Source organism: Bacillus sp. GW823-FHT06A11 (assembly GCF_058795355.1).
The window spans coordinates 905135-930841 of record NZ_JBXAHS010000001.1; the positions used below are offsets into that span (position 1 = coordinate 905135).

Here is a 25707-nt window from a genome sequence, read left to right on the forward strand (position 1 = left end):
TAACAAGGAGGAAAATAATGACACAAAACATTTCACAAGGCGAGAGGATACATTCCATCGATATTATTAGAGGAATAGCTGTATTAGGTATTTTTCTTGTTAACTGGCCAATTATTGCCGGGGTTGACTCACGTGATATTACAGGAATTTACGAAGGGATAGACAGCTATATTCGCCTATTTTACGATATGTTTATTCAAACGAAATTTTATACAATTTTTTCGTTTTTATTCGGATTAGGTTTTTATATTTTTATGAATCGTGCTGAGGCGAAGACCGATCGTCCAAAAACTTTGTTTGTTCGCCGCTTACTTATCTTATTATTATTCGGGTTCTTACATTACGTTCTTTTATGGGACGGTGACATTTTACATACTTATGCAATTACCGGGTTTTTCTTATTTTTATTTTACAAAAGAAAGACACGTACTATTTTAATATGGTCAATTGTACTATTAAGTTTCATGCAATTGTTCACATTATTAGGTTCTCTTGTCATGTTATTAGTGCCGGTAGATGAACTAGGCCTTTCCATAGCCATTATGCCGTTAGAAAACTGGGGCTTACAAATTACAGACAGATTCTATTCATTCTATTCTGAAGCAATAAGTAACAGTCTTATTATGCTTCCTGAAACACTAGGATTGTTTTTACTTGGATTATATGCCGGTAAAAAAGACATTTTCCGCCGTGCTAAGGAATTAGATCCAAAACTTAAAAAATGGCAAATCATTATGTTCATTTTAACATTACCGATGTGGTTTATTATGGTTTACTTCTTTATGAACAATCAACCATACACACCATTTTCACTTATGGGCATTACGATGATAAGCGGAAAGACATTGTTCATCTTCTACATTGTCACGTTAATGCGTTTATTACAAAAAGAAAAATGGCAAACAGTATTACGTCCATTCCAATACGTTGGACGAATGGCGTTAACGAATTACATCTCACATACAATTGTTACATTACTTGTATTCGGGCTACTATTCAAAAATGATTATCTTGCTCCATTATGGGTTGGACCACTATTCTGCGTCGGTTTCTACACGTTACAAATCTTTATTAGCCGCTGGTGGCTTTCACATTACCAATACGGGCCACTTGAGTACATTTGGCGTCTTGGTACTTACGGGAAAATGATGCCACTTAAAAAGAAAAGCAAGGTCTCATAACGAGACCTTGCTTTTTTACGCTTCTCTTACTGCACTTTGCATAGACACCGGCTCTTCTTTTACTTTCACTTTGCGCTGCGGCACCATATTAAATACGATATTTAACAATACTGCTGATGCACTTCCAAGTACAATTCCGTTATCTGTTAAAATACGAATGCTTTCTGGAAGTTGTGAGAATAATGTAGGAACGACTGTTACGCCAAGCCCAATTCCAACAGAACATGCAACGATTAATAAGTTTTCTTGTCTTCCAAAGTCAACGCTACTTAACATTTTAATACCATATGCCATAACCATACCAAACATTGCGAGCATAGCACCGCCAAGTACTGACTTCGGAATAATTGTTGTGATAGCTGCAATTTTCGGAATAAACCCAAGAGCGATTAACATACCACCGCAAGTATAAATAATAACGCGATTTCTCACTCCAGTTAATTGAACAAGTCCTACGTTTTGAGAGTATGTTGTATATGGGAACGCGTTGAAAATACCACCTAACACCATCGCTAATCCTTCTGCACGATACCCTTTTGTTAATTCTTTTTCACCGATTTTTTTATTGCAAATATCAGATAATGCAAAGTATACACCTGTTGCTTCTACAATCCCTACACAAGCAACGAGAATCATCGTAATAACTGGTGTTAATTCAAATGTTGGTGTACCGAAGTAAAATGGCTGAATACCATGGAACCAATCCGCCTCTCCAACTGCTTGCAAGCTTACTTTCCCCATAAATGCTGCAACGATAGTACCGAACAACAAACCTAATAGAATAGAAATTGAACGGATAAACCCATCAAAGAAACGATACATAATGATGATAAATAATAACACTCCAAATGCTAACGCTAAGTTTTCAAGACTTCCGAAATCTTTGCTTCCTACTCCACCAGCCATATCATTAATAGCGGCTGGAACAAGTGTAACTCCAATTACTGTAACGACAGACCCTGTTACAACAGGTGGAAATAGTTTTACAAGCTTTCCAAATAATTTCGCAAAAATAACAACGAATAACCCAGCAGCAATAATTGCTCCATAAATTGAAGACACACCGTATTGTTTTCCAATCGCAATCATCGGTCCAACGGCTGTAAATGTACAACCGAGTACAACGGGAAGTCCAATACCGAAAAAGCGATTTGATAATGCTTGTAAAATTGTCGCAACGCCGCACATTAATAAATCAATTGAGACTAAATATGTTAATTCTTTTTGATTTAAACCAAGTCCACCGCCCACAATAAGCGGAACGATAATTGCTCCAGCATACATTGCAAGCATATGTTGCATACCAAGCGATGCAATTTTAAATGGATGCTGCTTCATCGTTTATTTCACCTCCGCAGTTTCTTGCTGTACAAATGTAACTGTGCCGTTATCAAGTGATGCAATTTCTGCTAGTGATTCAACACGAACGCCTTGTTCACGAAGCTTCTTTCCTCCATCTTGAAATGCTTTTTCAATAACAATTCCAATTCCTGCAATACTTGCTCCTGCTTGCTCTACCAAACTCATTAAACCTAAAGCAGCCTGACCGTTTGCTAAAAAGTCATCGATGATTAGCACGCGATCATTTTCATCAATATGATTTCGAGATAATGAAATTTCATTTGTTTCTTGTTTTGTAAATGAATATACGTTTGCAACGTACATATTATCTTGTAACGTTAACGATTTACGTTTTCGTGCAAAAATTACTTTTACACCAAGCTCTAATGCAGCCATAACCGCTGGTGCAATGCCTGAAGATTCAATCGTCACGATTTTTGTAATGTTCTCTTCTTTAAAACGTTTAGCAAATTCTTTTCCGATTTCTTGCATAAGTACTGGATCAATTTGGTGATTTAAAAATGCATCCACCTTTAATACATCACCAGATAAAACCTTTCCTTCGTTCAAAATCTTTTCTTGTAATACTTTCATGTTTGTTCCCCCTCTTATGCAATAAAAAAACTCCAAAAGCCGCCACCACTCGTTACAAGTGAGAGACGCGCTTTTGGAGTTTCGCAAAAAAAGAATGCTAAACAAGCAATTATATTCGTCCTCACTCATAGTCAAAGTATTTACGGTACTTCGGTAGAAACTTGCAGGCCATATCCCCGCGATTATATGAGTGTAGCTAACTATTTATTTTATAGAAGGATTATAACGCACTTTTTATACTTTGAAAAGCATTTATCGAAAAAACACGTACGAATTTTTAAAAACTACTATTTTCGTTCGAGTTTTGTAAACTCTTTCATTTCCAATTACAACTTCGTTAAAATGATTGGCCCATCTTTTGTAATCGCAAGTGTATGCTCATATTGAGCTGATAATTTCCCATCCATCGTTCGTGCAGTCCACCCATTTAAATCTACTTTCGAATATCGCATACCTACATTGACAATCGGCTCAATCGTAATCACCATTCCTTCTTGTAACTGAGGCCCTTGTCCTTGTTTCCCAAAATGAAAAATTGCTGGTTCTTCATGAATCTCTTTACCGATTCCATGTCCCGTAAAGTCTCTTGCGACAGAAAAACCTTCATTTGTTACATAACTTTCAATTGCATAGCCAATGTCTCCTACATGATTACCGATTACCGCCTGATCAACCCCTTTATACAAAGCATTCTCAGCTACTAGCAACAACTTTTCTGCTTCATCAGAAACTTTTCCAACTCTATACGTCCAAGCAGAATCTGAAAGACCCCCATTTAAGTTTACTACCGTGTCAATTGTTACAATATCACCCTCAGTTAAAGGAACATCGGCCGGAAACGCATGACACATTTCATCGTTTACAGATGCACATATCGCATATGGATAACCATTGTAACCTTTCTGTTCAGATGTGGCACCATGCTTTTTTAAATACATTTCAACAAACGTATCAATCTCTTGCGTCGTTATACCTGGCTTTATCATTTTCGCAATTTCTTTATGACATGAAGCAAGTAATTTTCCAGATTCATGCATCAAATCTATTTCATTTTTCGTTTTAATTGTAATCATACTACCTCTACCTTTCCTTGCTAAACCTACTATTCGCTACTAAACTTCTATCATACACATCCTTTACCAAAATTTCAAAACCCTCTATTACATACAACAAGTACAAAAATATGTATCATATATTTCTAAATCAAAATAAAAAACAGAAGACCCCTCTGTTTTTTAATCATGTTTACATATGTAGTTCATTTTCAAAAACTCAAAACAACTACCATTTGTTTTCTGTATAAACGTTCCAACCGCCTCAAATCCTGCTCTTTTATACACTTTGATTGCTCTCTCATTAAATGTCGCTACTGATAGTGTTATATAATTGCACCCGTATTTTTCTTTGCTAAAAGCTAGTCCAGCATTCACGAACTGTAAACCAAATCCATTTCCAGTTATATCAGGTCTCATTCCAAGTCCTATATCAACCGTTCCATCATTCATTTTACAAACAGTAAAAAAACCAATGAGAATGCCATTTTGCTTCACAGAAAATGTATGATCTCCTCTACTCTCACCCTGTAAAAATTCAGCTAAATCTTCTTCATCTGCCTCTATATCATAAAAAGAATATTTCCCTTCATAATGCCAGTTATACGCAATTTCCTCCGCTTCTTCTTGCTTCATTACTGTATATGTATACCCCATTCTCCCATCCCCTTTAATAAAAAGAGCTGCAATTAAGCAGCTCTTTTTTTACAACTCATAAATCGCTCTATATTTCGCTTCTAAATAATCGGCTAAGTAGTTTGCATTTAAGCCTTCACCTGTTACATCTTCTAAAATTTCAAGCGGCTTTTTCGTTTTACCATATTGGTGAATATGTTCTGTTAACCATTCACGAATCGGTGTTACGTTTCCTTCTTCTAATAATGCATCAAAGTTCGGAATGTCTTTTAACATTCTTTGCTTAAATTGCGCTGCATACATGTAACCAAGCGCATAAGATGGGAAGTATCCAAATGAGCCACCAGCCCAGTGAACATCTTGCAATACACCTTGCGCATCATTTTCCGGACGAATTCCTAAATATGCTTCCATCTTATCATTCCAAGCTGCTGGTAATTCCTTCACTTGTAATGTACCATCAAATAATTCTTTCTCTAATTCATAACGCACCATAACATGAAGCGGGTATGTAAGCTCATCTGCTTCTATACGAATGAGTGACGGCTTCGATTCGTTAATTGCATCATAAAACTCATCGACTGACATATCATCAAATTGACCATCGCTATACTCTTTTAATAAATCATAATTTTTCTTCCAGAATGATTTATTACGGCCGATAAAGTTCTCAAAGAATAATGATTGTGATTCGTGAATACCCATAGATGTACCACTGCAAAGTGGTGTACCTTCAAATTGTTCTGCAATGTTTTGTTCATATACTGCATGACCACATTCATGAATTGTTCCAAATACAGCCATACGGAAATCTTTTTCATCATAGCGTGTCGTAATACGAACATCCCCTCTATTTAATGTAATTTCGAAAGGATGTACTGTTTCATCAAGACGACCTGCTTCAAAGTCATAATTCAATTGCTTTAATAGTTCTAATGTAAAGTTCTTTTGTTTTTCTTTTGAAAACTGTTCCGATAAAGCACTTGTTTTTAATCCTTTTTTAGACTCAGAGATTTCTTTTACAAGCGGCACGATGCGCTCACGAAGTTGACCAAATACGTGATCTAAAACTTCTACTGTAATACCTGGCTCATACATGTCTAATAATGTATTGTATTTATATGTTTCATAACCCCAATATGTAATAAATTTCTTTTTAAATTCAACAATTTTTTCTAAGTACGGGCGGAACATTTCGAAATCAGATTTTTCGCGAGCTTCTTCCCACACACTCTCTGCTTTCGCTTCTAATTTCACATAAGCCTCATATTCAGCTTGTGGAATTTTTTTATTTCTATCATATTCTTTCCGACACTCTTCAACCATTTTCTTCGTCGTTTCAGAAAGTTTATCTTCACGTATTAAAGCTTCAAGTTCTGTTAAATAGTTTCCCATCTCATCTGAAGTCGACATAGCAAACACTTCTGACGAAAGCATACCAATTACTTCTGAACGCTGATCTACACCTTTTTTTGGTGCACCTGTTCTTAAATCCCAAAACATTAAACTTAATGCTTCTCCGTAATTCTGTATCTTCTTCACGTATGTTAAAAATTGTTTTTCTACCTCATATGTAGCAACTGTCATCGTATAAAAGCCTCCTTTTTCTACCTCAAACTTAATTCGACACGGAAACATAAATTCCTTTTATAATAGAAAAAAAGCTTGGCAAACGCCAAGCTTTCTCCTTATAATTCTTTACCTTCTACTGGCAGTACATTTTTCACAGCTGCAACTACTTTCTCATCTTCTGAATCAGATAAGAAGATTGATATAGCACCTTTATCTTCACTTGTACGAATTAAACGCCCAATTCCTTGACGAAGTCGTAAAATCATATATGGTACATCTACATCCCAGAATGGATCATTTACGTGCTTACGTTTCGCTTCAAACACAGGATCGTTTGGAGGGAATGGTAATGACCAAATAATAACGTGTGATAATGATGAACCAGGAATATCTAAACCTTCCCATAAATGAACCGCACAAAGTACAGTCTCTTCTTCATTTTGGAAACGAGAAACGAGCTGGCTAATTTCCTGATCTCCTTCATATAAGAACGGAACCGACATTTGCTCCTTACTTACATACTCTTTGAACGCTGCAAGCTCTTGCGTTGTACGGAATAATACAAGCGTACGTCCATTTGTTTTTTGTATATTTTCAAGTGTATATTGACACTTTCTTTCCCATTCATTTTCTTTCGTATGCGATAGTAAGTTTACTGCCATTTGCTCTTCGTAATCAAACGGTGAAGCAACTGAGAATGATAAGTAATCTTTTACCCCTAGGCTATTAGCTGTAAACGCGAATGAATCATTGTTCGATAATGTCGCAGAAGAGAAAATATACGGTATTTTCTTCGAGAACACTTTCTCTTGTAATACTTCTTCAACTGCACGCGGCATAATCACTAACGTGAAGGCACCATCACCTTCTTCACCCCAAGTAATTACATTTTTCTCGTGCATGAACAGACGAAGTGAATGTTCTAATACATCTAAATGCTCATCAACAATATTTAAATCATACGTGTTTACTGTATGCATTTCACTTTCGAATACTAATGCATCTCCAACTTCACCGATTTTTGCATAAAGTCGTTTCGCTTCAGCTGTTACTTTTTCTGTCACAGTAATTTCTAAACGATCAGAACCGGCAATTTCTTTTTTGTTTTCTTGTAACACATCAAAGAATCGCTCTGTTTGCCAAATTGTTTCTTCTACTAAATGTGCAAACTCCTCACGAATATCGTTTTGTAGCAATCTCGTTAAAAGTTGCTCCATCATCGTTTGCTTTAAACGGTATGTTAAAGCTTTTTGAGCTGCATATTCTACAAGATGTCCTTCATCGAATACAACGCAGCTACTTTCTGGTAATAATGGAATTTGTCCTTCACGCTTACGAGCATCGTACGTCCAAATATGATCCATATAGAAATCTTGAGAACAAATAATTAAATCTGCTGCTTTACGATAATGTTCACGAGAAAGAGTTTGTCCACAACGATGACGAGAATCACAAGTAAAGCAATCTTGGAAGTAATCCCAATTTACTTTTGACCATTCTTCGTCATTTAAAAGTGGAAATTCTTTTCTGTCACCATAGTGAGTAAAGTTTTGCATCGTACCATGATCGAATACAAACTGTGGTAACTCATAATATACGTCTTCAATTACTTCTGGAGCTCGTCCACTCATAACATCTTCAAGTTTACGTAAGCATAAATAATTATCCATTGATTTTGCAAGCCTTACATCAACAGATAGCCCTAATGCTTCAGATAACTTAGCGATGTCCCCTTCTTCTTTCACAAGCTGCTCAATTAACGTTTCATCTGCACAAGCAATAATAGCTGGTTTCCCAGTATAACGCGCGTAACAAATTGCATATAGAAGATATACAATTGTTTTCCCTGTTCCTACACCAGCTTCTGCGAACATAACTTTCTTTTCTTGGAAAGCGCGTTCTAACTGAAACGCCATAAAAATTTGTTCATCACGCTCTTCAAAGCCTTTTTCCGGAAGGATGTCGTAAAACACATCTCCAATCCACTCATTCAACTTATCATAAAAATTATCTTGTTTTCCTACTTCAAATGGTAATCTCTTCTCAGTAAACATCCTTAGCCTCCAACCAAAAAGTTTTTCTATAAAAAGATAATAGCAACTGCTACGCATATGTATGCATTTGCTTTCCCCTGTTGCAATACATAGAAATTCACGAAAAAAAATTTTCCTTTCGAAAAAGGAAAATTTTCTTCTATATTAATGACTTTAAATACCGTTTATCAATCGCTGTTTCATGTGAAAGAGCTGACAAATATTCTTCTTGTGCTTTTTGTATTTCATCTACAATCGCACCTTGACTATCCACTTCTTTTCCGAGCTCATCATACGTACGGTGAATAGCTTTTTGAATCATTGATAATTGGAAATTATCCATATCACTTCCTCCTTTACGCATTACATAATAGCCAGTATATGCGCGCTGGAGGAGTTTTATACTATGAATTACGCGGTGGACGTTTTCCGAAGTATTGGTAGTAATCTGTACGGATAAATCCGTTAAACAGTTTACGCTTCTTCGACGCATCTTTTCCGTAACACTTCTCAAATGCTTCGTAGCTTGTTAATACATACGCTGACCATGTATCTAACGGGCGGAATACTTGTCCCATTTCTTTATACAGTTGTTCAACGAGTGCTTTTTCACTTAAACGTTCTCCGTATGGAGGATTCGTTACAACGTAGCCATAATCCTCTTTTGTTGTGAAATCTTTTACTTGCATTTGTTTAAATGTAATTAAATCGCCTAAGCCCACTTCTTCTGCGTTATCTTGAGCAACTCGAATCATACGATGATCAATATCTGATCCAATGATTTGTAATCGTTGATCATAGTTCGCTAAATCTTCAGCTTCTTGACGAGCTTCACGCCAGTTTTGTTTACCTACCCAGCCCCACTCGTCAGATGCGAAACCACGGTTAAATCCTGGTGCAATGTTTTGTCCAATTAATGCTGCTTCAATTGGAATTGTACCTGATCCACAGAATGGATCAACAAATGGACGATCTGGCTTCCAGTTTGTTAATTTAATTAAAGACGCAGCTAATGTTTCTTTTAACGGAGCTTCCCCTTGATCCATACGGTATCCACGTTTATGAAGTCCAACACCACTCGCATCAATTGTTAATGTTGCAATATCCTTGAGCATTGCAATCTCGATACGGAATAACGGACCATCTTCTTCAAACCAAGTTGTACGTTTATATGTTGTTTTTAATTTTTCAACGACAGCTTTTTTAACGATACGTTGGCAATCCGAAACACTGAATAATTCAGATTTTAAAGATTTACCGATAACAGGGAACTCGCCATTCTCTGGAATATAATCTCCCCAGTTTAATGCTTTCGTTTTTTCAAATAGCTCATCAAATGTTGTTGCTTTAAATTCGCCAACTTTAATTTTTACACGGTCCGCAGTGCGTAACCATAAATTCGTGCGACAAATCGCCTTTTCATCTGCTTCAAATGTTACTTTGCTGTTTTCTACTTGACATTCATAACCAAGATCGCGAACTTCTCGGGCAACTAACGCTTCAATACCCATTGCCGCTGTTGCAATTAAAGTAACTTTTCCCATTTGCATTCACCTCTTATGTATATTCAAACAATAATTAATAGCAATTGGTCCTATTAATCATTACATTTTACGAAAATTTTTCTCATTAACCATTTTAACTCATACTTTATAACTTCATACAAATAAAAAGCCCTCCTCTAACAAAGGAGAGCTGAGTTATTTCATAGTTGGTTCATAACGTTCTGTAAGCCATGTTCTGTTCCTTTGTACTACAAACGGCCCACGCCTCGTACTCCGGTGGCAATCATCTATCTACAGGTTATAAAACCTGTCCTTTCCCGTCGTTCATTTCCTTGGAAAAGATTCCCCTACCATTATTTGGGTTTCTCGCTCGTGGGGTTTACCTCGTTCCACTCCTATCATTTCTTCAAGGACTTCGTCACTGTGGCACTTTAAAGGTAGTCAAACCATATCCGAAAGGACTTAGGTTTTTTCCCTGCCGTTAAACCAGCCTTACAGCCAGAATACCCTAGCTTATGAATTGGCTAGGCACGAACACTACAGCCATCTCAGGCCGTGCGAGCATGGACTTTCCTCTACAACGTTGGCGTTGCAGCGATTACCCAAACGTTATGACATCCATTAGTATAGTGGAAACAAAAAGATTTTGCAACGTTTTTTTCTATGTAAAACGCTTAAACCTTTTCCCACCTTACATCATTCGTATAACTTACTTCCAAATACAGCTTTTTCTAAGTTAGATAAGCGTTTTAAAATATCCGTATTCGTGTTGTTATAAACCGGTTGTGCAACTGGTGTTTGTACAGGTTGTTGTGGAACTTGCGTTACTGCTAGTTTTTGTTCCTCTAATTCACGCTTTAAACGAGCATTTTGTTGCTTTAATTGCTCAAACTCTTTGTGGAAAGCTTCATAGTCTTTAATGATCATATCAAGAAACTTGTCTACTTCTTCTTGCTGATAACCTCTCATACCTGTTTTAAATTCTTTTTCTAAAATATCTTTCGCTGTTAATTTAATTTTATCCGAAATCATTTTCTTCACCTCAAATTTTTACCAAAACTTTCATTAACTAAATTTTTTCAGAAACAATGCTTTTTGTCAATCATATATACGAGTACTATATTACATATTACTCTGCATTATTCCACTGTTCCTCTTCTATTATATCTTGTAAATCAGAAAAAAGAATGAAATAACTGTGATAATTTTCTATTTCCCCTTTTTTCTTTGCTGCTTCTACAATATATTTGGGACTTCCTGGTTTTTCTTCATCATATACCGCTAAAAGCGCATCACTTTTTTCAATAAAAAATTGATTTTTTAATTTAAATTGTTCTGGGCTTTCATACTTCCGTTTCGTGATACTATCAACATGGTCTGCTTGAGAAAGAATAAATTCGTAATATTCACGATTATCTTCTTTCCAATTTTCTTCTTGTTCTAAAAACGGAGTAAATACCGCTAATTTTAAGTCTGGATATTCTACTTGAATTTCAAAAACAACTTCAGCAGCCCATAATTCTACACCTAACTGGCCGCTTATTATAACCCACTCTAAACCATCTTCTACAAAAGTGGTTAATTTGCGGTGTAATGCCTTTTTTATACACTCCACCCCTGGATGATCATTTTTAAATATTCCAAGTTCAAATGGCTTATATCCTGTTACTGCAATAACTTTCATATCAACACTCCAATTACAAAAAAAGAACTAGCATTTCGCTAGTTCTAACATATCATTTACTTTTTAAATATTCCACCAACGTTTGGTCCGATATTTGGACCTACTGGTGATACATTGTTTGGTAAAAACGGTGATACATTTGGTCCTGGTCCAAACGGTGATACATTCGGTCCTGGCCCAAATGGAGATATTTGATGACCGTGGTGATGATGACCATGACCATGACCACACGGTCCACATCCACCGCCGAATCCTGGGTCGATTGGGTCCACAACATTTACATTTGAATTTGTTTGTGGGAAGAAGTTTTGGTTTTTAATTTGTTGATGATGTACATGTGTTGTATGTGTTGGGAAAATGTGTGGCACCACCGTTGTTGAAAAAGAGTGTGTTACGCATTGTTTCGTCGGATGAACGACAGGAGCAGTTGTACAAATAGGTCCTACAGGCTTATGCCCTCCAAAACAAGGATGACAATGATGCATAGTTTTTTCTCTCCTCTCTCGTTAAAAAAATCTGATTACACTTTACAGTATGAGAAAAGAGAGAAAGCCGTTTGTTATATATACCCATTTATTACAAGGAAATTTGTCTAGTCCTTTATTTCATATACAATACTTTCAGAGACAACCCTTCAACATTACTTACCAAAGAAGCCTCCAACTTGCTTTACAATACCTGTCACCTGATTCATCGCATTCATCATCTGGCCAGCTGTGTTCATCATTTTATTTACATCATAGTTACCATCTGATGTTTTAAATTGAGAAACAAAACTAGAAAACTGACTTGGCTGTTGTTGCTTTTGTTTACTCTGCGTCGGATACGGTTGTTTTGGTGGATAAAACATCCCTTGTTGATTAGCATAGGGCGCTTGTGGTGGCATATAATATTGTGAATTCATATAAGGCTGCTGCTGTTGTTGATTCATGTATGGTTGCTGAGCTTGTGATTGTTGAGCTTGATTCACATAAGGTTGCTGCTGTTGTGGTTGTTGGGCCTGATTTACATAAGGTTGCTGCTGTTGTTGAGCTTGATTCATAAATGACACTTCAAACGGTTGATAATAATTTTGATTTCCATAATAAGGCTCGAAAGGATACATATTATACCGTAAATATGTATCCGTATTATATTGGTACATATTTTGCTGTGCATATGGATACGTTTGCTGATATACGTTAGATTGTTGAAACATGCATTCTCTCCTCCTTTACATAAGTTTCTACATATATAATATGTACCTATAAAATAATATGTGTGATGGAGTATCTGTCTATTTTTGTCGGAAGTTTAAATTTTTAAAAAATTAAAAAAGAAAACCCTTCCATGCTATGATAATTAAGAAGAAGATTCTCATGGGGGAGGAATCAACATGGTATTAGGGGATTTAAAACAAGCGTTTTCTCAAAAAAAGGGGTATTGCACAGAGAATGCAAATGAATTATTAGACTTTGCGAGACATTGGTATCTCGAAGGAAAAATATGCATATCAGATTATCGAACATTAATAAAAGAATTAGAAATAAACGGCGCAACAAAACCTACAACAATGACAGAAGCATAAAAATAACAAGAGGGTTCTCCCTCTTGTTATTTACATTGCTCAACTATATTTTGCAAAGTATACGAAACGGCTTGGTGTGTTTCAAAGAATCGTTTACCTTTACCTTTATTTACAAAGCATTGTAACACATTCGTTTGTAAATTATCGTATACTTGATCAATTTGCTGTACATGTATATACTTTGGCTTTTCTTCTTTAATCCACGTATAAGCTAATTCTTTCCACTTCTCTAATTCCTCATCTACCATATCTACAAACGGTTTCATATCCTTATAAAAATCGTATTCAATCAGTTCTCTTTTTTTTACATTCGCTTCATTATTATACTGCATGAGTTTTTCTGAAGACTGTATTAATGCTTCATTCTTCATTTCTTTCCCACCTTATTATGCACTCACTACGACGTTTTGAAATGTCTTTACCCAATTCCCTTTTTCTTCGTGATGCACTAATTTATTTTCCATATGTTCAATATGCATTTCTGTTATTTCTATCTTATTGCATATTTTTTCACTCGCATCCTTTAATGCATGATTCATTCTAATCGCTATATTCATTTCCAGCAAATCGAGAGAACTTAACATTTGATCCATTTTTTTCATTACATCTTCCTTCTGAACCATCGCCATATACAAAACGCCTCCTTCTTTGCTTTTCCTTTGTCATGTAATTTCGCCGAATGATTCACCACTCCTGCCCACATGACAAAACTAGTTGTTATTCGTCAAAGAAATCATTTCGTATGTCATTTATAGAAATGGTAACAATACAAAAAGGAGGTGTATTACAATGGCAAAGAACAAAAATGAAAAAAAGAAAAACCAAAACAAACAACAAAATAAACCTGAGACTGGCAATCCAAAGCTAGATGGTCCAAACTTCCCTGCTACATAAAGCGAGACTTTATTACGAACAGGTAGATTTCAAATCATCCTTAATCTCCTACTAGCATTACGTTTTGAAATTAAAGTCGTAGCACGCATAGCAGGATTGTTTCAAATTAAGAAGTCCCGTCTTCAAAATGGAAGACGGGACTTCTTTTTTATTATATCATGAACTCATCCATCCTTTTAGCAAAACGATTTACGATAGATAGCCTATAGATTTGTTCTCTCTTTCTTCTATACCATTCTGTTATATTAACTTCCTCTTTAGGTTCTTCAAGTACAAATAGCACATTCATTTTCATATTTGCACAAAACCAATCTCTCATTTTTATTTCTTCATGTAAAATAACAGGATAAATATCTCTAAGTGTTGGCGTATAAGACTTTCGAGTTTCCTGTGCGTAAACTTCATAATCTTCTCTAGACCCAGTATGTGTAGTTTGCAATGCAAACTTATAAAACGAACCATTATAAATTGGATGAAACAATAACCATGCTAATTTTTTTCCTAGTTCTATACGCTGTTGTAACGTTTCAAATTGATAAACCGAAAATCCATACATCCTCCCTTCAATTGTTGGGAAGATAACTGCACTAATATGAAATCTTTCTTGTACTTTAAAAAGTGCAGTATGGAATACATGTTTTTTAAAATATGTGTTCTCAATGACTGGTTTTTGAATTTTATTTTGTTCATTTATAATAAGCGCTGTCATAAGCCTATTCATATCTCTTCTTTCCCAGAAAAGTAACCATTCTTTTTCCATAAAAATTGATACGCTGAAATATTGCAACAAATGAAAGAGAGGTGCCCGTCTCTTCTTACTTTCCTCATACAATAATAGCTGAGGAAATGCATCTAAGAAAATAATCCAATTAGCTTGTTCGTACAGAAGAAATAAATGTTTTTTTACCGTTTCAGGTAATACAGTGGCATAATATCTCCCTTCTAAATCAGTCATATTCCATCCCGCATTTCTCGAAACCATACTCGCTAAAAAGGCCCACCTGATTTCACTATTTCTTAAATAATATTCTTGATAAGATTGTGTCCGAGAAATATTGTCCACATTAGCTATTTCTGTTTTCTTTTTAATATTGCGAATGATCGCTTTTTCTTTCTCTGTACAAAATTTTTTTTCTCGATTTTGTTTAATTTTCATATAATCATTCCATGTAAACATAAATAAGTCATCATACCTTTCATCAAAAAGGTCACATCTTTTTTCATTTTTTGATATAATCACCTTTGTAAGTAATTCTTAGCAAGTTGGGAGTGGACACACTATGACCATTCGTTACCCAAATGGAAAAAGGTATAATCAAGCTTCACAACCTCAAAAAACACCTATAAAAACACATACTTATAGTAATAGAGGTATGTCCCTTGAAGAGGAATTGAATGAAACAAATCAATATTACTTAACCCATAATATTGCATGTGTACATAAAAAGCCTACACCTCTTCAAATTGTAAAAGTAGATTACCCCGCTCGAAGTGCTGCAGTGGTAAAAGAAGCGTATTTTAAACAACCTTCTACGACAGATTACAACGGTGTATACAAAGGGAAATACATCGATTTTGAAGCAAAGGAAACAAAAAATAAAACTAGTTTCCCACTTCAAAACTTCCACCTTCATCAAATAGAACATATGAAGCAAGTGGTTGCTCATAATGGAATTGCATTTGTCATTATTAAATTTACACTTTTTGATGAATTTTATTTATTAGATGCAAAACATATTATTGCATTTTGGAATCGTCAAAATACAGGTGGACGCAAGTCGATTACGAAAGAAGAAATAGAAGAGCATGGATCCTTATTATCATGCGGTTATCACCCTCGGATTGACTATATCCGTGTACTAGACACGGTTTATTTTTCGTGATAGAGTCATCACTAAGGCTCTTTTTTCGACTTTTGGGGGAGAGAATGAAAGGTAGGAGAAAGTATAATGTCAGATAATTATCGTTCTCGTACAGAACGAAATCATGTAAAAAATCAAGAGAAAAAAACAAATAAAGAAGAAAAACCAAAGAAAAAAGGCTCCTTTTTCAAGAAATTCCTTATAGGTTGTCTACTTCTTGGTATCGTTGGTCTTGTAGCCGGCGTTTCCGCTTTCTTTGTTATGGTAAAGGACGCTCCAAAATTAGATAAATCCAAACTTGTTAATCCTTTATCAACAAAGTTTCTTGATAAAAATGGAAATTTCTTCTATGAATACGGTGCTGAAAAACGAACGCATGTTACTTATGATCAAATTCCAAAAGTAGTTGAAAATGCATTCCTTGCAACTGAGGATTCGCGTTTCTATGATCATAATGGAATTGACTTTAAACGAACTACAAAAGCAGTTATGGAAAATGTCACTGGTGGTTTCGGTTCCCAAGGTGGTAGTACGATTACACAGCAAGTCGTTAAGAACTATTTTCTAACGATGGATAAAACCGCTAAGAGAAAAGTACAAGAATGGTACTTATCTTATAAATTAGAGCAACAATACTCTAAACATGAGATTTTAGAAATGTACTTAAATAAGATTAATTTAGGTAACCGTTCATATGGTATTGCGACAGCAGCGCAAAAATATTATGGTAAAGATTTGAAAGACTTGCAATTACATGAAGCTGCTATGCTCGCTGGTTTACCCCAAGGTCCAAACATTTATGATCCAACAAAAAAGGAAAATGTTGAACGAGCAACAAATCGTCGTAATGTCGTATTGTCATTAATGAATCGACATGGTTATATAACAAAAGAAGAAATGAATAACGCAGTTAAGATCCCAGTAACAGAGGGCCTTCAACCGTCTTCAGAAATAACTGAGATGAAGTATCAAGCATTTTTAGATGCAGTTGTAAAAGAAGTTGAAAAAGAATATCCTGATGTAAATATCGGTTCAGATGGTTTAACGATTCATACAACACTTGATCAAGATGCTCAAGATTATGCTGAAAAAATTATGGATGGCAATCTTATTAAGTATCCAAACGATCAATTCCAAGGATCATTCGTATTTATGGATACACAATCTGGAGAAGTTCGAGCAATTGGTGCTGGACGTAAAGAAAATAAGTCCACTTTCAAAGGTCATAATATGGCAACTGATTTAAAACGCCAAGTTGGTTCAACAATGAAACCAATTTTCGACTACGGTCCAGCGATTGAGAATCTTCAGTGGTCTACTTATCATCAATTAAATGACTCTGAATATACTTATTCTAATGGCACAAAGATTAAAAATGCTACAGGGAGTTTTAAAGGTGACGTTTCACTTCGTGAAGCATTGAAGAAGTCATTAAACATCCCGGCTTTAAAGACAGCTCAAACAGTTGGACTTAATAAATCAAAAGAGTTTGCTGAAGGTTTAGGCATGACATTTGAAAATGGAGTACATGAATCTACTGCAATTGGTAGTAACGATAGTTCTCCATTAGCAGTAGCAGGTGCATATGCAACCTTTGGTAATAGTGGTAACTATAATAAACCACACTTCGTAAAAGAAGTAACCTTCCCGGACGGGAAAAAGAAAAGCTTTAAACCGAAAGAACAACGCGCTATGCAAGACTATACAGCTTACATGGTAACTGACGTTCTTCGTGACGTAGTAAAACCTGGTTCTGGTGGTACAGGACCAACAGCATATGTTTCAGGTGTTGACGTAGCGGGTAAAACTGGAACGCAAAACTTTGATGCAAAAGATTTAAAGAAATACGGCATTCCAGCTGATGCAAACAGGGATAGCTGGTTCGCTGGATATACACCACAATATACGATGGCTGTATGGACGGGTTACGTAAAGAACGGTCCAGAAAACTACATTAGTGATCGTTATACTAAAATTGCACAGCAAATGTTCCAAGTAATGATGAGCAAATTCGCTACAGATAAATCACGCTTTGAACGTCCTTCTTCTGTTCAAGAAATAAACGGAGAGTTATACGTAAAAGGTGCGAAAAAAGATGCAATTAAAGAAATTAAAGTAGATGCCCCTAGTGGTCTGAATGTCACTTTCGATGGCGCTAGCACAGTTACACTAAACTGGTCTGGACCAGCAGAAGTTGATGCATATGCAGCCAGCTATAAAGCAACTGACGGTTCAAGTGGTAGCCTATCAATAAGTGGTACGACAGCTACTCTTGGTGGTATTAAACCAGGTGTTACTTACAGCTTCTCTGTAGTAGCGAAAAAAGGCACTGGTACAAGCCCAGCAGTTGGTGCATCCTTCACTGCGCCTGGCGGAACTCCAGATGCGAAAAAAGCTGAAGAAGAGGCTAAGAAAAAGGCCGATGAAGAAGCTAAGAAAAAAGCTGATGAGGAAGCCCAGAAAAAGACTAATGAAGATAAAGCAAAACAAGACGAAGCTAAGAAAAAAGCTGATGAAGAGGCTAAGAAACAACAAGAACAGCAACAAGAACAACAACGTAAACAGCAAGAAGAAGCTCAAAAGAAAGCTGATGAGGAAGCTAGAAGAAAAGCTGAAGAAGAAGCTAAGAAAAAAGCTGAAGAAGAAGCTAAGAAGAAAGCTGAAGAAGAGGCCAAGAAAAAAGCTGAAGAAGAAGCTAAGAAACAACAAGAACAGCAACATCAAAATACCGGAGGAGATACACCTCACGCAGACGGTACTGTTATTACAACAGAGTCCTAATAAACAAAAAAGAAGTCCGTTTCTCTTAACGAGAAGCGGACTTCTTTTTTGTTATCATTTTTTTTACATACAGCTTTTCTATTTCGATATACAACTGCGCTAATTGAATATAAGAATGATAATTACTCGGTTTCTTTATTATGAATAAATATCTTTCCATAAAATTAACAGGTTGCACTTTTAATTTATTCGTATTTATTTGCATTTCATTCAAACTATGAACAGGTTGCTCATTTAGCCAATAGACAACCGATAACAAGTGAGCTGCAAAAAGAATCATTGGCCCCTCAGCCTCTTGCTTATTTCTATTTCGAAACAGTATAGCAATGTCTTCATGCTTATTTTTCCATACATTCAACATCGCTGGAATACTGTTTTCAATTTCCTTCCATGGCTCATACTGTCTTTCAATATCAAATATAAAGTAAGTATTTTGTATTATTTCTTCAAAAGACTCGTCTGTATGATACTCAATTGAATTTACGCTTTCTTTAAAAAATGGTAAGCAGTGAAATTCTTTCGGTATTTCTATAACTCGCTCCATCCTTTATTTCACCTTCATTCGCTTCTTTCCTTCACGACATACTTCTAACAGTCTGCACTCCTCACATTGCGGTCGTTGTGCTTTACAATGATAACGTCCAAAGAAAATCATACGATGATGCGTAACCCCCCACTCATCCATCGGCACTTTCTTCATTAACGTTTTTTCTACTTCTAACACAGAATCTTTCCATCTACAAATCGCTAATCGTTTACTCACTCGCTCCACATGTGTATCAACAGCAATTGCAGGAATCCCAAACGCTACGGAAACTACAACATTCGCTGTTTTCCTTCCTACACCGGGTAATTTCGTAAGTTCATCTCGATCGCTCGGTACTTCCCCATTATAGTCATCTAATAACATTCGGCATAATTTTTGAATGTTTTTTGCTTTATTTCTATACAATCCGATAGAGCGTATATCTTGTTGTAATTCTTCTAGAGAAACACTTAAATAATCTTCTGGTGTTTTATATTTTTGAAATAAATTTCTTGTCACTTTATTTACAAGTACATCTGTACATTGTGCAGATAACGCCACCGCGATTACAAGTTCAAATGGATTATCATGAACCAATTCACAATGCGCTTCTGGATACATATCCGCCATTGTATCTAAACAATAACGGATTTGCGTTTTGTTAAGCATATTTCTCCTCCTATATCACTGCTCCAACCAATTATAAAAAGGCACTTTTCCAGTAAATTTCGTCTCTTGTTTTGTCATTTGTTGTGCTCTTTGTTGATTCGCTCTAAATTTTTGACCTTGATTTTGAGCCTGATCTACCGTTTTAATTCCATTCTTTTTCCACTCAAATAAAATACGATCAATATATCGGAAATTTAGTTTTCCACTCATTACAGCTTCTCTAAGAGCCGCTTGAATTAAATTTGGATGATGTTGATCTTGGTCCTCCCACATTCCTAACGTTTCACATTCGAACGGCGAAAGTGGTCTTCCAAATTCTTTTTCAAATACTGTATATAAATTTACTTGCAGCTGTTTTTTCTCTTTGTGCTCTTCCTCTATTGATTCATCCATTAAGAAATGTAATATTTTTTCCCATAACGGTTGTAAAGAATAACTTTCGCACATCATCGCTTCTGATCTTTGTCCACCTTCTAGTGATAAAAAACCTTTTTGAATCAACGCTTGAATTACTTCCATACATTTCATTTCTGTTATCGTCATCCGTTCAGAAATCTCTGAAGGAGTCGGAAACGAATTACCTGATTCTAAAAATGTATGTACATGAAGTACAACCATAAATTCCGTCTCATTTAAACCTAATTTTTTATAATGCATCATAAGCAATTTTGGAATTGCAATGCTTCCCTGCTCAAACCAATGTAACATCATTTTCTTTTTCATCACCAAACACCTCGCTCTCTAGTATAACACACCTTTAGCTATTTCTTTTTGCCACAATTCGTCAAAAAAACCTCCCCATCAATAGGGAGGTTTTTTATATTACATGAATGAAATATAAAATTAAGCTTGCACTTTACTTTTCATAAATGTATGGATGCGTTCTAATGCTTTCTCTACTTGTTCAAGAGATGTCGCATATGATAAACGAACATTATTTGGAGCACCAAATCCTGTACCTGGTACAAGAGCCACTTTTTCCTCTTCTAATAGAGCCTTTGCCCAATCATCAACTGTTGCATATCCTGATAAAGCTACAGCTTCTTTTACGTTAGGGAATAAGTAAAATGCACCTTGCGGTTTAATACAAGTAAAGCCAGGGATTTGAATTAATTTATCATAAATGATGTTTAATCTCTCTTCAAAGGCTTGACGCATTGTTTCCACAGGTTCTTGTGAGCCTGCATATGCCGCAATTGCGCCGTATTGAGCGATTGAAGTAGGGTTTGACGTACTATGACTCGCTAAGTTCGTCATCGCTTTAATAAGCTGCTTATTTCCTGCTGCATATCCAATACGCCATCCTGTCATAGAATGAGATTTAGATACACCATTAATAATAAGTGTTTGTTCTTTTAATGCATTAGAAAGCTGGGCAATTGAAGTATATTCTACGCCACCATAAATTAATTTTTCATAAATTTCATCAGAAACGATTAAAATATCATGTTCTAAACATACTTCTCCAAGCTGTTGTAATTCTTCTTTGCTATAAATCATTCCTGTTGGATTGCTCGGTGAATTAATAATAACTGCTTTCGTTTTCTCTGTAATTGCCTCACGCAGCTGCTTTGCTGTAATTTTGTACTCATTGTCTTCTAAACCTTCTACATAAACCGGCTTACCGCCAGCAAGCTTTACTTGCTCTGGATAGCTTACCCAGTAAGGAGTTGGAATGATAACTTCATCTCCCTCATCAAGTAATACTTGGAATAATGTATATAATGCATGCTTTGCGCCATTACATACAATAATTTCAGATGGATCATACGCAATACCTTGATCGCGAGTAAATTTCTTCACAATTTCTTGTTTTAACGATTGTAATCCACCTGTTGGTGTATACTTCGTATGTCCTTCTAACATCGCTTTATGTGCAGCATCCATAATATGCTCTGGTGTATTAAAGTCAGGTTCCCCTGCCCCTAATCCAATTACATCATGACCCTCTGCTTTTAATGCTTGTGCCTTTGCTGTAATTTCTAAAGTTGAAGACGGTGTTAAAGCAGCTACTCGCTTTGCTAATTTCATTTGTAGTTCCCCCTACATCTATTTTTCAATGCTATATCGTCTTAAAAATTTTCCATCTTTAAATTCAAGATAGTAATAACTATAACGATTGTCATCATCAATATATGTAACTTCCCATAGTGGTACATCATTTTCAAAGCCTAATTTCACTTTCATAATCTCTTTCGGCTTACTTTTTGATTCCTTACTTTCATTGCCGACTTGTTCTAATGTTCTTTGTATAGCCTCTTTTTCAGAAATACCTTCGCTCTTTTTCCTTACTACAGTATCCCCTTTTTTCTCCGGCACCCAAACGATAAGTTGTTCTCCCTTTTCATCTGTACCTTGCACGACTATATATGCAGATTTTCCGTTGTAATAATCAACAGATTTCACCTTTGTAAGCTTTGCTTTTTCTTTAGCAATTTCTACAAATTTCGACTCTTTTGGAATTTTCTTCCCCATTGCTTTATTATAAACATACGCCCCATATATTCCGCTAGCAACGATAACAATAATGATTGCAAAGATCCACTTTTTCATTGTATCACTACGTTCTGTAAATCGTAAATACAGCTGTTTCTTTATCTTTTTCGTCTAATGCTAGTCCGAACATGAGGTCCTGCTCTTTTAACGTACGATTCAAACTATCAACAATTTTATACAAATCAGACGAATATTTAATACGCGTCGTTGATAGTACTTCGATTTTCTTCTCCATGAAAAAACTCCTCCGTTACACAAAAATTTCTAATTATAGAAGAACGCAATGCGGTTACAATAAGAATACATTCTTTACAACCCCTGCTTCATCACCCATCTATTATAGCAGGACATGTACAGCAAAAAAAGGTTTCAAGTCGAAAACCAACACATTTTGTATACAAGAAGTAAGAAAAATAAAATTCCTCCTACCCACATTTTTTACGCCTGAAGTTTATAAATACTTCAGGCGTATTTTTCTTCCATTTTTATTCATTTGATGGTTCTTCTAATTGTACTAATAATTCTTCTAATGGTCCTTCATAAAGAGGGACGTTAGGGATCGATTGTAGAAATCGTTTTCCATAGGAAGAACTCGTCAAACGACGATCTAACACTACTACCGTTCCTGTATCTGTATTCGTTCGAATTAAGCGACCGAATCCTTGTTTGAAACGTAATATTGCTTGTGGCAGCGCTAATTTAGCGAATACATCCTCACCTTGATTTTTTAGCCACTCACCTTTCGCTTCCATCATCGGCTGATGAGGCGGCGTAAATGGTAGACGGACAATAACAAGACAACTTAAGGCATCTCCTGGAATATCTATCCCTTCCCAGAAACTGCTCGTCCCTAATAAAATTGATTTGTCGAACTCTTGAAACTTTCGAATTAAACGGCTTCGACTTCTATTATTCACACTTTGTGTGAGTAATAAATAACCCTCTAATTCATCATTATTTTTTAAATTCGCATACGCTTCTTTTAACATTTCATACGAAGTGAATAAAACAAGCATTCTGCCCTTTGTGGCTTTCGCTATCTTTGCAATATGTTCCGATACAGATTCAATATATCGCTCATTACTTACTTGCTTAATAAAAGGTACATCCGTTGAAACCATTAATTTCATTTGTTCATCATAACGAAATGGCGACGGAACCTTTAAAGTATTTGGAGCGAAATCATGTAAACCAAGTTCCTCTTTTATATAATCAAACGTATCGTTAACTGTTAGTGTTGCGGATGTAAAAATAACACTCTTTTTTTCTGTTAAAAATTCATCAGCAAATCTTTCACCAATATGAACAGGCTGTGCATATAGAACTGTTGAATGAATCGTCCCTTTCGTTTCAGTCTCCATCCAAGTTACATACGAATTCTTTTCTAATACGAGTAACTGTAATGATTCTGCCATCTTTCTCAGCAACTCAATTAAATGCATAAATTCACCTGTTACAACATGCATCTCCCATTCTAACTTACTTTGCAATATATCCACTTGCTTCTCAAGAGCAGTTACTACCCTTCTTAATTCATATATAAAACGATTTGTTAATTCAACGATACTATCCCACAACTTACCTTTTTCTAGTTCTGCGTTATACCTATAGATGAGCGGCATATTATTCGTTCCTTGTTCTTGCTTTGTTTGTTTAAATATAAAAGTACGTAACATTTGGAAGAGTTCATCCGCATCAAACTTAAGTTCCTTCAAACTATAACTTATCATACGGAAAGTTGAACGAGATGCTTGCTCTGATTTTTTCATCATTTTATATACTTTGGAGAGTACATCTTCTGTTTCTAGCGTCCCAAGACGAGATATAACCAATTGAAAATACATACAAGAGAACTGTTCACCCAATGTTCTACTCGCAGCTTCTTCAATATGGTGAGCTTCATCAAAAATAATATGTTCGCATGAAGCAAACAGCGGTTCTTCACTTGAAAAATCTTGAAATAATAACGCATGATTTGTGATAACGATATCTGCAAATAAAGCTTTATTCTTCGCTCGCTGGTAAAAACAACGACTAAACCAATTACTTTGCATACCGCCTGGACTATACGCATCACTACAAATACGATTCCAAAGTAACTTTCCGCCCTCAGGAATATTTAATTCGTCTTGATCACCCGTTTCAGTTTGCAATAGCCAAACTAAAATCTTCGCCTTCGTAAGTGCCATATCATAATTTTTTTCTTCCTCTTGTAAAGCATACTCAAATTTGTGTAAGCAAAGATAATGCTTTCTTCCTTTAAGAAGAGCTACCTCAAATGAAAATGGCATTATTTTTTGTAATAACGGTATTTCTTTTTCTAATATTTGTTGTTGGAGTTGTACCGTTTGTGTACTTATAATGACAGGTTCTTCTTTTCTCTTTGCAAAATAAAGACTGGGAAGCAAATATGCAAGAGTCTTTCCTGTTCCTGTACCGGCTTCAATTAGTGAAAAACGAGAGTCTCTTAACGCCGTATATATCTCTTTCATCATCAGTTGTTGACTTTCTCTTCTTTCAAACTTTGGCATATGTGATTCCAATTTATCCATCGTTTTATTCAAGAAAGCATCAAACTTTGATGAACACGTTTCTCCAAGGTTTAAGGAATAGTTCCGCTTTTTCAGCGCAATATTTCGATGTATTTCATACTCCGCTATATCTTCTTTACCATTCATTACTTTCTTTAAAATATTTTCAGAAAGCACATCAGCTATATCACTTTGGAACACATCGCTTAATTCATAAAGCGATTGCAACGTGACAAGTGGTAACTTTTCAATTTCATTTAAAAATTGTAAAAATAATTCCGCTGTTGCAAGAGCATCACTATCCGCACGATGTGGTTGATCATGTTCTAGTTCATGCTTCTTAGCTAAATCACGTAATTTATAACTATCAGCTGTCGGCAAAAGAATTTGAGCCAATTCAACCGTGTCGATTTTAGGACAATGTATTTCTGTATATCCAGCCTGTCTTAATTCTTCATTTAAAAAATTCCAATCAAAGTGAACATTATGCGCAACGAAAGCCGCACCTTGTAATAGCTCAACAATCATCGGGGCTACATCTTGAAATAACGGGGCTTGTTTTACAAGACTTTCATCAATCCCTGTTAATTCTGTAATAAATGGTGGGATCTCTCTCTTTGGGTTAACAAAAGACGAAAAAATCTCCAATATCTCTCCATCTTCTACTACAACAGCTGCAATTTGGGTTATTTTATCCTTCCCATCTTTCCAGGAGTTCCCTGTCGTCTCTAAATCAACAACGACATAACGCTTACTCATATATGTAACACCTCAATTTCTTAC

The 25707-nt window shown here is 35.7% G+C and carries 27 protein-coding genes, 1 other RNA gene and 1 riboswitch; of the genes, 5 read left to right on the forward strand and 23 right to left on the reverse strand.

Features of this window, described 5'->3' with window-relative positions; all coding sequences use genetic code 11:
- Positions 1-17: 17 nt before the first annotated feature.
- On the forward strand, positions 18-1181 hold the full coding sequence (locus AC1Q8L_RS04390) for a DUF418 domain-containing protein (protein ID WP_000193087.1): 1164 nt from the start codon (positions 18-20) through the stop codon (positions 1179-1181).
- Between the two features lie 15 nt (positions 1182-1196).
- On the opposite strand, the gene pbuX is transcribed toward AC1Q8L_RS04390, so the two are convergent.
- The 13 genes from pbuX to AC1Q8L_RS04455 all read right to left on the reverse strand — a co-directional run bounded on the left by pbuX (position 1197) and on the right by AC1Q8L_RS04455 (position 12796).
- Entirely contained in the window at positions 1197-2519 is a 1323-nt protein-coding gene (gene pbuX / locus AC1Q8L_RS04395) for a xanthine permease PbuX (protein ID WP_000809229.1), read from the reverse strand.
- A gap of 3 nt (positions 2520-2522) precedes the next feature.
- The gene (locus AC1Q8L_RS04400; RefSeq protein WP_000866483.1) at positions 2523-3116 is read right to left on the reverse strand and encodes a xanthine phosphoribosyltransferase; all 594 of its coding nucleotides are present in this window, start codon (positions 3114-3116) and stop codon (positions 2523-2525) included.
- A gap of 108 nt (positions 3117-3224) precedes the next feature.
- Positions 3225-3326: riboswitch (purine riboswitch) on the reverse strand.
- A gap of 116 nt (positions 3327-3442) precedes the next feature.
- Entirely contained in the window at positions 3443-4189 is a 747-nt protein-coding gene (locus AC1Q8L_RS04405) for a type I methionyl aminopeptidase (protein ID WP_000628414.1), read from the reverse strand.
- Between the two features lie 162 nt (positions 4190-4351).
- Positions 4352-4825 carry a GNAT family N-acetyltransferase gene (locus AC1Q8L_RS04410; RefSeq protein ID WP_000542515.1) on the reverse strand — a complete coding sequence of 158 codons (474 nt, stop codon included), beginning with the start codon at positions 4823-4825 and terminating at the stop codon, positions 4352-4354.
- Between the two features lie 48 nt (positions 4826-4873).
- Entirely contained in the window at positions 4874-6391 is a 1518-nt protein-coding gene (gene ypwA, locus AC1Q8L_RS04415) for a carboxypeptidase (RefSeq protein ID WP_000215076.1), read from the reverse strand.
- A 101-nt stretch (positions 6392-6492) separates the two neighbouring features.
- The gene (locus AC1Q8L_RS04420) at positions 6493-8430 is read right to left on the reverse strand and encodes an ATP-dependent DNA helicase (protein ID WP_000493700.1); all 1938 of its coding nucleotides are present in this window, start codon (positions 8428-8430) and stop codon (positions 6493-6495) included.
- Between the two features lie 139 nt (positions 8431-8569).
- Positions 8570-8752, reverse strand: coding sequence for a DUF3921 domain-containing protein (locus AC1Q8L_RS04425; protein ID WP_000368570.1), 183 nt, complete (start codon positions 8750-8752; stop codon positions 8570-8572).
- Positions 8753-8813: 61 nt separating this feature from the next.
- On the reverse strand, positions 8814-9953 hold the full coding sequence (locus AC1Q8L_RS04430; RefSeq protein ID WP_000521224.1) for a THUMP domain-containing class I SAM-dependent RNA methyltransferase: 1140 nt from the start codon (positions 9951-9953) through the stop codon (positions 8814-8816).
- Between the two features lie 180 nt (positions 9954-10133).
- An RNA gene (gene rnpB / locus AC1Q8L_RS04435) (RNase P RNA component class B) lies at positions 10134-10524 on the reverse strand.
- Positions 10525-10610: 86 nt separating this feature from the next.
- The gene (gene gpsB / locus AC1Q8L_RS04440; RefSeq protein ID WP_000622431.1) at positions 10611-10946 is read right to left on the reverse strand and encodes a cell division regulator GpsB; all 336 of its coding nucleotides are present in this window, start codon (positions 10944-10946) and stop codon (positions 10611-10613) included.
- A gap of 97 nt (positions 10947-11043) precedes the next feature.
- Positions 11044-11598 (reverse strand): SLOG family protein, encoded by a 555-nt coding sequence (locus AC1Q8L_RS04445; protein ID WP_000862916.1) that lies wholly within the window; start codon positions 11596-11598, stop codon positions 11044-11046.
- A gap of 56 nt (positions 11599-11654) precedes the next feature.
- Positions 11655-12083, reverse strand: a complete 429-nt coding sequence (locus AC1Q8L_RS04450) for a CotD family spore coat protein (protein WP_000546289.1) — start codon at positions 12081-12083, stop codon at positions 11655-11657.
- A 155-nt stretch (positions 12084-12238) separates the two neighbouring features.
- Complete coding sequence (locus AC1Q8L_RS04455; protein WP_000487718.1) at positions 12239-12796, reverse strand: YppG family protein; 558 nt, start codon at positions 12794-12796, stop codon at positions 12239-12241.
- 177 nt (positions 12797-12973) lie between these two features.
- Between AC1Q8L_RS04455 and AC1Q8L_RS04460 the strand changes: the two genes are divergently transcribed.
- Positions 12974-13165 (forward strand): YppF family protein, encoded by a 192-nt coding sequence (locus AC1Q8L_RS04460; RefSeq protein ID WP_000242652.1) that lies wholly within the window; start codon positions 12974-12976, stop codon positions 13163-13165.
- Positions 13166-13191: 26 nt separating this feature from the next.
- Here AC1Q8L_RS04460 and AC1Q8L_RS04465 read toward each other — a convergent pair whose 3' ends face one another.
- Both AC1Q8L_RS04465 and AC1Q8L_RS04470 read right to left on the reverse strand, forming a co-directional pair.
- Positions 13192-13536, reverse strand: a complete 345-nt coding sequence (locus tag AC1Q8L_RS04465; protein WP_000786937.1) for a YppE family protein — start codon at positions 13534-13536, stop codon at positions 13192-13194.
- Between the two features lie 15 nt (positions 13537-13551).
- Positions 13552-13794 carry a hypothetical protein gene (locus tag AC1Q8L_RS04470; RefSeq protein ID WP_001252034.1) on the reverse strand — a complete coding sequence of 81 codons (243 nt, stop codon included), beginning with the start codon at positions 13792-13794 and terminating at the stop codon, positions 13552-13554.
- An 85-nt stretch (positions 13795-13879) separates the two neighbouring features.
- Here AC1Q8L_RS04470 and AC1Q8L_RS04475 point away from each other — a divergent pair, with 85 nt between their 5' ends.
- Positions 13880-14059 (forward strand): hypothetical protein, encoded by a 180-nt coding sequence (locus AC1Q8L_RS04475; protein ID WP_001987054.1) that lies wholly within the window; start codon positions 13880-13882, stop codon positions 14057-14059.
- A gap of 151 nt (positions 14060-14210) precedes the next feature.
- Here the strand turns inward: AC1Q8L_RS04475 and AC1Q8L_RS04480 are convergent, their stop codons facing one another.
- Positions 14211-15236, reverse strand: coding sequence for a DUF2515 domain-containing protein (locus tag AC1Q8L_RS04480; protein ID WP_000495648.1), 1026 nt, complete (start codon positions 15234-15236; stop codon positions 14211-14213).
- A 103-nt stretch (positions 15237-15339) separates the two neighbouring features.
- Between AC1Q8L_RS04480 and recU the strand changes: the two genes are divergently transcribed.
- Together recU and AC1Q8L_RS04490 are read left to right on the forward strand one after the other, a co-directional pair.
- Positions 15340-15942 carry a Holliday junction resolvase RecU gene (recU, locus tag AC1Q8L_RS04485; protein ID WP_000155599.1) on the forward strand — a complete coding sequence of 201 codons (603 nt, stop codon included), beginning with the start codon at positions 15340-15342 and terminating at the stop codon, positions 15940-15942.
- A gap of 66 nt (positions 15943-16008) precedes the next feature.
- The gene (locus AC1Q8L_RS04490) at positions 16009-18702 is read left to right on the forward strand and encodes a PBP1A family penicillin-binding protein (protein WP_001283106.1); all 2694 of its coding nucleotides are present in this window, start codon (positions 16009-16011) and stop codon (positions 18700-18702) included.
- 25 nt (positions 18703-18727) lie between these two features.
- Here the strand turns inward: AC1Q8L_RS04490 and AC1Q8L_RS04495 are convergent, their stop codons facing one another.
- The 7 genes from AC1Q8L_RS04495 to dinG form a co-directional block, all read right to left on the reverse strand.
- Positions 18728-19246, reverse strand: coding sequence for a YpoC family protein (locus AC1Q8L_RS04495; RefSeq protein WP_000442659.1), 519 nt, complete (start codon positions 19244-19246; stop codon positions 18728-18730).
- A 3-nt stretch (positions 19247-19249) separates the two neighbouring features.
- Positions 19250-19897, reverse strand: coding sequence for an endonuclease III (gene nth / locus AC1Q8L_RS04500; RefSeq protein WP_000933035.1), 648 nt, complete (start codon positions 19895-19897; stop codon positions 19250-19252).
- A 15-nt stretch (positions 19898-19912) separates the two neighbouring features.
- The gene (gene dnaD / locus AC1Q8L_RS04505; protein ID WP_000728531.1) at positions 19913-20620 is read right to left on the reverse strand and encodes a DNA replication protein DnaD; all 708 of its coding nucleotides are present in this window, start codon (positions 20618-20620) and stop codon (positions 19913-19915) included.
- A 120-nt stretch (positions 20621-20740) separates the two neighbouring features.
- On the reverse strand, positions 20741-21928 hold the full coding sequence (gene aspB / locus AC1Q8L_RS04510) for an aspartate transaminase AspB (RefSeq protein ID WP_000761571.1): 1188 nt from the start codon (positions 21926-21928) through the stop codon (positions 20741-20743).
- Positions 21929-21946: 18 nt separating this feature from the next.
- Positions 21947-22450, reverse strand: coding sequence for a cell wall elongation regulator TseB-like domain-containing protein (locus tag AC1Q8L_RS04515; protein ID WP_000758740.1), 504 nt, complete (start codon positions 22448-22450; stop codon positions 21947-21949).
- Positions 22451-22457: 7 nt separating this feature from the next.
- Complete coding sequence (locus tag AC1Q8L_RS04520; protein ID WP_000412179.1) at positions 22458-22628, reverse strand: YpmA family protein; 171 nt, start codon at positions 22626-22628, stop codon at positions 22458-22460.
- A gap of 250 nt (positions 22629-22878) precedes the next feature.
- Positions 22879-25683: an ATP-dependent DNA helicase DinG gene (dinG, locus tag AC1Q8L_RS04525; protein ID WP_000044967.1), complete on the reverse strand. Its 2805-nt coding sequence runs from the start codon at positions 25681-25683 to the stop codon at positions 22879-22881.
- Positions 25684-25707 lie beyond the last annotated feature (24 nt).